At 59.3% G+C, this 8,353-nt stretch carries 8 protein-coding genes; 1 reads left to right on the top strand and 7 read right to left on the bottom strand.

The window, feature by feature from the left end; genetic code table 11:
• Positions 1 to 268, bottom strand: a 268-nt coding sequence (locus tag HMPREF2935_RS13655) for a PAC2 family protein (RefSeq protein ID WP_246817836.1), incomplete at its 3' end; no start/stop codon positions are given.
• A gap of 219 nt (positions 269 to 487) precedes the next feature.
• On the opposite strand from HMPREF2935_RS13655, the gene HMPREF2935_RS11345 reads away from it, so the two are divergent.
• Positions 488 to 1,591: a DUF4192 domain-containing protein gene (locus HMPREF2935_RS11345; RefSeq protein WP_070733262.1), complete on the top strand. Its 1,104-nt coding sequence runs from the start codon at positions 488 to 490 to the stop codon at positions 1,589 to 1,591.
• Here the strand turns inward: HMPREF2935_RS11345 and galE are convergent.
• From galE to HMPREF2935_RS11315, 6 genes are all read right to left on the bottom strand, one after another.
• Positions 1,588 to 2,571 carry a UDP-glucose 4-epimerase GalE gene (galE, locus tag HMPREF2935_RS11340; protein WP_070733260.1) on the bottom strand — a complete coding sequence of 328 codons (984 nt, stop codon included), beginning with the start codon at positions 2,569 to 2,571 and terminating at the stop codon, positions 1,588 to 1,590. The two genes, HMPREF2935_RS11345 and galE, sit on opposite strands and share 4 nt — an antisense overlap.
• On the bottom strand, positions 2,572 to 3,252 hold the full coding sequence (locus HMPREF2935_RS11335; RefSeq protein WP_062040381.1) for a metal-dependent transcriptional regulator: 681 nt from the start codon (positions 3,250 to 3,252) through the stop codon (positions 2,572 to 2,574).
• A gap of 283 nt (positions 3,253 to 3,535) precedes the next feature.
• Complete coding sequence (locus HMPREF2935_RS11330) at positions 3,536 to 4,549, bottom strand: sigma-70 family RNA polymerase sigma factor (RefSeq protein WP_061922959.1); 1,014 nt, start codon at positions 4,547 to 4,549, stop codon at positions 3,536 to 3,538.
• A gap of 183 nt (positions 4,550 to 4,732) precedes the next feature.
• Positions 4,733 to 5,473 carry a helix-turn-helix transcriptional regulator gene (locus HMPREF2935_RS11325; protein WP_246817835.1) on the bottom strand — a complete coding sequence of 247 codons (741 nt, stop codon included), beginning with the start codon at positions 5,471 to 5,473 and terminating at the stop codon, positions 4,733 to 4,735.
• A gap of 130 nt (positions 5,474 to 5,603) precedes the next feature.
• Entirely contained in the window at positions 5,604 to 6,977 is a 1,374-nt protein-coding gene (locus HMPREF2935_RS11320; protein ID WP_070456496.1) for an L-serine ammonia-lyase, read from the bottom strand.
• Between the two features lie 53 nt (positions 6,978 to 7,030).
• A partial coding sequence (locus HMPREF2935_RS11315) for an SLC5/6 family protein (protein ID WP_141756062.1) occupies positions 7,031 to 8,353 on the bottom strand: 1,323 nt, incomplete at its 5' end.

Raw genomic sequence — 8,353 nt, 5'->3', positions numbered from 1 at the left:
TTTCGATTTCGACGGTGCGGTCATGGTCAATGGTGACCATGGGGCGGCGCGAGCGGTAGTCCATGAGCTCGTCGCTATTGAAGGAGGCGAGCTGGCGGTTTGCCAGCGCGGCCTTCAAGTGATCGGCAGAGGCCTCCACCGCCTGGCCGGCATCGGCATAGCCGTGCATAGCCACGATCATCGTGGGACCTTTATCCTCACTGGAAGAATCCTTCACCACTGGGGCGGGGTATTCCAATTCGTAGATGCGCCTTTGATCATCATGCATGCGTGCGATACCTCCTTAGCCTGTGCCCCGACAATACAGCTTCGGAAGACACTTACCGCTTTCAACACCGAGCCTTAAACAAGTATTCCTGAATTTCGCCCTTTAGGATCCTAAAAGCCCCGGATGGTAGGTGGCGTCGCGATGAGTTATCCACAGATTCGGCCGTTTGGGAAAACTGACCCTAGTGTGTGGCCCGCGCGCTCGCGCAAACTAAGTGCTATGAGCAAGCAAGACACACATCATCACAGCTATCCACCGATCAACACCCCGGGACACCTTTTGGCCAACCTGCCAGGAGTGCTCGGGTTCTATCCCACCGATTCCGTAGTCTTTCTAACCTTCGAGCCTTCACCACACGGCATAGCGTTGGGCCCCGTCGCACGCGTGGACTTCGCGGACGCCAAGGCAGCGACGGAGGAAGTCTGGCAGACAATTACCACCGACCGTACCGAGGGCGTCTTCGCCTTCTTTATCACCCAGCGCCCACCCAGCGAAGTCGACGCATTGGCCGAGTGGATGTACGGCTTGCACAAGCACAACGACGGCATGGACATTGACGCCGCGTGGCATACCCCGGAGATCATCACCGGCGGCAGCTATGAAATTCTCCTCGGCGCCGTCAACCACGAGGGCAAGGGGCCGATGAAGAATTGGCAGGAAGGAAAGATTCCACCGCTGACTTCTGCGCCCACCATGCACCACTGCGTGGATAAGGACCTTATCCCGGAGCTAACGCGCGAGGAGCTCTACGCCAAGCTCGCGCCGGGCAATAACCAGGTAGGAACGGTGTTGGGCCGCGAGATTGCAGAGCGCGCACGGGCCGCGGCACAGCAATTCCGCGAGGAGATCGAGCTCTACGAGGATGACCCAGAGTTAGCGCTCGAGGAGTTCCTGGATGATGCGTGGTGGCAGCTGCGCGCGGTGCAGGATTTACACGCCACGCTTGGCGACGTCGAGGCTCTCGAGACCGCCGCCACCTGGCTAGCCACCACGTGGTCGCGCGACCTGGTCATCGAGAAGCTCTGCGAGCGGCCAGACAAAGCGGCCATCCTGATGCTAGCCACGGCGAAGACCTTCGAGGGAGTCATCCGGTATAACGCGCTGGTGCTTTATGCCATCGCGCAGCTGCAGATGGAGCGCTACCAGCTGGCAGGGCCAGCGCTGAATATCCTGCTGGAGGAGGCCCCAGAGCATACCTTCGGCAACCTGGTCCACCAGCTTTACCGCAATGGCCTGGCAAGCCAGCTGACCGAAGCCCTGCGTCATTCCTCTGGGGTTGCGCGTTCCATGGCGCTGCAAGCCCGGGACGGCAAAGTGGCTTAGCGTTTGGCGGAATGGGCTTTATCGCCGAGCTGCTTGGTGAAGTTCCAGGCATCGGTGACGATGGTGCGCAGATCCGTGCGGGTGGGGTTCCAGCCCAGTTCGGCCTTGATCTTCTCGGAGGAAGCTACCAGGGTGGCTGGGTCGCCGGCGCGCCGGGGAGCAACCTCTGCCGGGATTTCGTGGCCGGTGACCTCGCGGCACATCTCGATGACCTGCTTGACGGAGTAGCCATCGCCGGAGCCCAGGTTATAGATGCGGTGGGTGCCCGGCTCGTTGCTCTCCAGCGCGAGCAGGTGCGCCTCGGCGAGGTCGCGGATGTGGATGTAATCGCGCACCGCGGTGCCATCGGTGGTGGGATAGTCATCGCCGAACATGAAGATCTTGTCGCGGTGGCCCAAAGCTACCTGCAGCACCAGCGGAATCAGATGGGTCTCCACCTCGCGGTTTTCGCCGATGAGGCCGTAGGCGCCCGCAACGTTGAAGTAGCGCAACGAAGTAGCGCCTAGGCCATAAGCCTTGGCAAAGGAGGTGATGATGTAGTCGATGGACAGCTTGGACGCGCCATAAGGGTTGGTGGGCTGGGTCGGCATGTCTTCGGTGATAGGCACCTGCTGCGGCTCGCCGTAGGTGGCGGCGGTAGAGGAGAAGACCAGGTTGTTGACACCGTGAGCGCGCATGGCGTTGAGCAGCTTCAGGGAGGTGACAACGTTGTGCTCCCAGTAATCGGCAGGGATTTCCACCGACTCGCCAACCAGCGAGCGGGCCGCGAAGTGGACGACGCCGTCGAAGCCGCCCTCGGAAAGCACCTCATCGGTAACGTCGGCGACGTCGCCTTCTACCAGGCGCGCGTTCGCCGGAACTGCCTCGCGGTTGCCGGTTGTGAAGTTATCGATGATGGTGACTTCGTGGCCTGCTTCCAGCAGAACCGCCGCGCAGACGGAGCCGACGTAGCCTGCGCCGCCAGTGACTAGGAGTTTCATTTACTTCACCTCAATGCGGATTGCGTGTGCCAGATCGTCGAGCAGCTCAATCTTGGCACCTGATTCGGTGGTAAGGGTCACCGCACCGTTGGCGTTGACCACGGTGACGGGCGCACCCACTACGACGCCGGCTGCGTTGATATCGCGGAACGTGGCGGAATCTACCTGCAAGATCTCGTTAATCTGCGTGATAGTAGCTTTGGTCTCTACGCCGTTGGGAAGGTCGATGGCGCGGGTGCCGCTCGGTGCCTCGCCAACCTCGATGCCTAATTGATCCAACGCCGGGATGGGGTTGCCGAAGGGGGAGCGGGTGGCGTCGGAAAGCACGGCGACAACGCGCTTTTCTACTTCCTCGCTCATGACGTGCTCCCAGCGGCAGGCTTCGTCGTGGACCTTGTGAATGTCGAGCCCCAGGACGTTGGTAAGCAAAAGCTCCGCGAGGCGGTGCTTACGCATCACCGCCGTGGCGAGCTCGCGGCCCTGGGCGGTGAGGTCGAGGCTGCGGTCGGTGCGCACGTGCAGCAGGCCATCGCGTTCCATGCGTGCAACGGTCTGAGATACCGTGGGCCCTGACTGCTCAAGGCGCTCGGCGATACGCGCGCGCAGGGGCGTGATGCCTTCTTCCTCAAGTTCGTAGATGGTACGCAGGTACATTTCAGTGGTATCAACTAGGTCCCTCACGTGGGCATACCTTTCTGCACGATGGTGAAAGGCGCCGTGAGCAAAAAGGCCGGAACGCACCTTTCGGTGCGGGCGACATGGCTCGCAGCGTCTTCGAACAATAACTAAACAATACCGCACTTTGCCGAGCCTGCTTCCGAAAGGGATAAACGCATCTCTTGCTTTCGGCGCGGTGTAGCTTCACATATTCTACCTATAAAAGATTGAAACCCTGTCAGCTACTGCCTATTAAAGGAGAAGTGGCTGACAGGGTGAAGAGAATTTCTCAGGAGAGGGCTAAAGATTAGAGTGCGTACTCACGCAGGCGGTCTGCACGGTTGCCGTCACGCAGCTTGGCCATGACCTCGCGCTCAATCTGGCGCACACGCTCACGGGAAAGGCCGAACTTGCGGCCAATCTGATCCAGGGTGCGCGGGACACCGTCGTCCAAGCCGTAGCGCAGGCGGATGACGTCTTGCTCGCGCTCCTCGAGGGTGTCGATGACGCCGCGAATATCGGAGTGACGCATTGCCGCCACAACGGCGGATTCGGCGTCGGTAGCTTCGGCGTCCTCGATGAAGTCACCCAGTGGTGCTTCCTCATCGGTGCCCACCGGCATGTCGAGTGAGACAGGATCGCGCGACTGACGCAGCAGCATCTCGATCTTGGATTCCTCGATGCCGGACTCTTCAGCCAGCTCCTCATTGGTGGCCTCGCGGCCCAGGGACTGGTACATCTCACGCTTGATGCGGGAGAGCTTGTTGACCTGCTCTACCAGGTGGACTGGCAGACGGATGGTGCGGGACTGGTCAGCCATGCCGCGGGTAATGGCCTGACGGATCCACCAGGTGGCGTAGGTGGAGAACTTAAAGCCCTTGGCGTAATCAAACTTCTCCATGGCGCGGATAAGGCCCAGGTTGCCTTCCTGGATGAGATCCAGAAGTGGCATGCCGCGGCCGGTGTAGCGTTTCGCAAGCGAAACGACCAAGCGCAGGTTTGCCTCCAGCAGGTGGGAGCGTGCCTTCTTGCCTTCCCGGACCAGAATTTTGAGATCACGCTTTTCGGCGCGGGTGACCTTTTCTGCATTCGCCAGCTTGTACTCGGCGTAGAGACCAACCTCGATGCGCTGGGCGAGTTCTACTTCATCTTCAGCGCTGAGCAGTGCGGTCTTGCCGATGCCGTTGAGATAAACACGGACCAAGTCGGCGGAAGGGTTGTCATTGGTCTGGTTGCGGCGTGAGCCGCGGTCTACCTCCGGCTCCTCTTCATTTGAATTGTTTCCAAGGTCAGCGGCCTTGGTGTGGGACTTTTCAGCCATCTCTAGCCTCCTGAGGTTGCGGCTTTGTACATGAGGTACAACGAAGTGCTTGCGCGTTTAGTTCCCCGGTTTAGAAAAATTTTTCAAAAGTAGTGCAGACATAAAGGAGGCCCTCCCCGCATACGGGGGAGGGCTCACTCATGGCATGGGCAGTTTGGCCTTGTAGTTGGCCATTGGGGCCGGCTAGCTACGCACCTTGACCAAGTATCGGTAGATGGTCGGCTCGGAGACTCGAAGGCGCTCTGCCGCGGCGGCGATTCCGCCCTTCAAGAGGAAGAAGCCGCTATCTTCGAGGGCGCGAACGACCTCGATGCGCTCGTCGCGCTGCATGCGTCGGACAGGCACGGACTGGGTAGAAATCGCGGAATCCAGCATGGAGTCCAACAGGTTCTCTACGTTGTCGCGCAGCGATTCGCTGACCGCTTCCTCTGGCTCTGGCTCTGGGGCCACGGCAGCATGGGCTGTGCGTGCTCCCGGGTAGCCGCCGAAGGCTTGGGCCTTATCCGGTGCTTCCTCGGTGTTGCCGATGAGGAAGCTGGCGGCGTTGCGGATTGCTACGAGATCCGAGATGTCGACGTTGATGCACAGCATGCCGCGCATGTGGCCCGTCTCATCACGCAGGAAGTAGCTAGAGGAGTGGCAAATCTTGCCTTCCGTGTTGACGGCCCGGTAGCCGGTCATCATGGGGACGGCGGAGGCGTCGCCTTGTTTCATAAACCACAGGGCGAAATCAGTTACAGGACCGCCAATCTGGCGGCCGGAGATGTGGCCGTTCGCAATGGCGATGATTGACTGATCTGGGACATCGAGATCGTGCAGAACGATCTCAGTGTTTGGGCCCAAGGCCTGGCCTAGAAATTCGACGAGTGGTACGTACTGCCCGAGGAAATCTTGGTCTATGCCATGACTGTTGAGTTCATTCATCAGCTGAAGCATGTCCTTTAAGTTCCTGACACTTTAAGAAAGTTGGATAGATATTAACACGACAAAAAGCGGGTAAACACGAGCGGCCAAGCGCTGTGTTCACCCGCTCAAGGTGTGCCTTACGGCAGTATTAGCCGCAGACTGGGATAGGTGGGTGGATAGCCAGTGCAAGGCCACCCTGGGAGGTCTCGCGGTACTTGGCGTTCATATCCTTACCCGTCTTGTACATCGTCCAGATGACGTCATCGAGGCTGACGCATGGCTTGGACTCGCGCTCAAGGGCCATGCGGGCGCTGGTGATGGAGTCAATTGCAGCGACTGCGTTGCGCTCGATGCACGGAATCTGTACCTGGCCCAGAACCGGGTCACAGGTCAGGCCGAGCTTGTGCTCCATAGCGATTTCGGCTGCGATGCAGACCTGCTCTGGGGTAGCGCCCATGAGCTGAGCCAGACCGCCAGCGGCCATGGAACAGGCGACGCCGACCTCGCCCTGGCAACCAACCTCTGCACCCGAGATGGATGCATTCATCTTGTACAGCGAAGCAATCTGGTTGCAGGCGAAGATGTAGTCGGAGAACATCTCTTCGGTGACCGGCTCAACGAACTTGTCGTAGTAGGCGATGACTGCTGGGACGATGCCGCAAGCGCCGTTGGTAGGAGCGGTGACCACGCGGCCACATGAAGCGTTTTCCTCGGAGATGGAAAGCGCGAACATGTTGACCCAGTCGAGGATGTTGAGTCCATCGTGCGGCTCATCCGTTTCCAGCAGGCGCTTGAGCGCAGCAGCACGGCGTGGGACGAGGAGCTGGCCCGGCAGAGGGCCGTCAGTTGATGAGCCACGCTCGATGCCGGTGTACATGACATCGCGGACCTTGCGCATGTGCTCCTTGACCTCTTCTTCGGTGGCGTGTGCCAGCTCGTTGGCCATGCCCAGCTCTGGAAGAGTCAAGTTGTGCTGCTCGCAGAGGGCGAGCATTTCCTGTGCGCTTGCGTAGGCGTAAGGAACCTTGACGTTGTCCTCGCCGCGCTTTGCAAAATCTTCCTGGGAGACAATGAAACCGCCGCCGATGGAGTAGTAGGTCTTGTGGAGCAACTCTTCATCACCGTTGAAGGCGATGAGGCACATGCCGTTCTCGTGCATCGGCAGGTACTCGTTGTGGAAGTAGAAGCCGCCTTCCTTCGGGAAATCGACCTCGCGGGTACCACCGAGCATGAGCTTTTCGGAGGTGCGAACGTTCTTCACGAATTCGTTGATGCCGTCGATGTCTACGGTCTCTGGCACCTCGCCGGCCAGGCCCAGGAGGATGGCCTTATCGGTGGAGTGACCGATGCCGGTAAGCGAGAGGGAACCGTACACGTTGGCTTGAATGCGGGTGACGTGGTCGAAGATGTCCTTTTCTTTCAGCTCATCTACGAACGCCTTACCAGCCTTCATTGGGCCAAGCGTGTGTGAGCTTGAGGGGCCGATGCCGATCTTGAACATATCGAAAATGCTGATGAACATTGCTTTTCCTTGAATCTTCCGAGGGGGAGAGGGGGTCCGGGGGTTTCTAGTGTTTAGAAAGCCTGGACGATGGTGTAGAGGATGGTGGCGACAGCTACCAGGCCCATGAAGAAGACGAAGTAGTTGGAAGCCTGGCCCTTGAAGCGCTGCAGTGCAGGAACCTTGTGGATTGCCCACATCGGGATGAGGAAGAGGATGAGTGCAATCGTCGGGCCACACAGGGTCTCAATCATGCCCAGGATGGATGGGTCTGCCCAAGCGGTCAGCCATGCGGTAACCAGCATGAAGATGAGGGTGATGGTGCCGAGCTTGCGAGCGGTTGCAGCGTCGTCCTTGTCGAGGTTCTTGTTGCCTTTGAGGATGAGGCCTTCGAAGCCCTCAGCAGCGCCGAGGTAGTGGCCGAGGAAGGACTTTGCAACAGCGATCATTGCGATAATCGGTGCAATCCACTGGATGATCGGGGTATCGAAGTGGTTAGCCAGGTAGGACAGGATGGTGATGTTCTGGGCCTTTGCTTCTGCCATGTCGGCCGGCGACAGCGACAGTGCGCAGGAGAAGACGAAGAACATAACGACAACGACCATCAGGATTTCTGCGCGCAGCAGGGTGGTGCGTGCCTTGACCTCAGCGAACTTGCCGTAGGTCTCGCGGCGGTCAACTGCGAAGGAGGAAATCATCGGGGAGTGGTTGAAGGAGAAGACCATAACCGGAACCAGGAGCATCAGGGTGACGCCCAAGCTGTGGCCGGAAGCTTCACGGGCAACGTTCAGGTCGAAGGAATCGAACAGTGCGGTGTTCCACTTCGGGATGAGGTAGATGGACAGGAGGACCAGGACGGCGATGAATGGGTAGACCAGCCAGGACATGACGTGGACGATGACATCCTTGCCCATGCGGACGATGAGGATGAGGCCGCCGACGAGCAGCAGGGAGGTCAGCCAGCGGTCCGGCGGGGTGACACCGAGCTGGTGCTCCAGGAAGGAGTTAACCGTGTTGGTGATGGTCACGGAGTAGACCAAGAGGATAGGGTAGACGGACAGGAAGTACAGGATATTCATGAACACGCCTGCCTTGATGCCGAAGTGCTCCTCGACGACGTCGGTCAGGTCACCGGATGGCTTGGAGCTGGAGAGAACCAGGCGAGCCAGGCCGCGGTGTGCCCAGTAGGTCATCGGCAGGGCAACAACCGTCATGATGATGAGCGGGATGATGCCGCCGATGCCGGCGTTGATTGGGAGGAACAGAACGCCTGCACCGATTGCGGTGCCGAAGAGGGAGAGCATCCAGGTTAGGTCGGAGTTGTTCCACTTCGGTGCGCCGGTGGTGCCGGCGAATGGGGATTCTGCAGGATCGAATCCTGCGGCTTGTTCAGCTTT

This window comes from Corynebacterium sp. HMSC076D02 (assembly GCF_001813815.1).
GTDB lineage: Bacteria > Actinomycetota > Actinomycetes > Mycobacteriales > Mycobacteriaceae > Corynebacterium > Corynebacterium simulans.
This window is presented reverse-complemented; position numbering and strand designations above follow the sequence as displayed.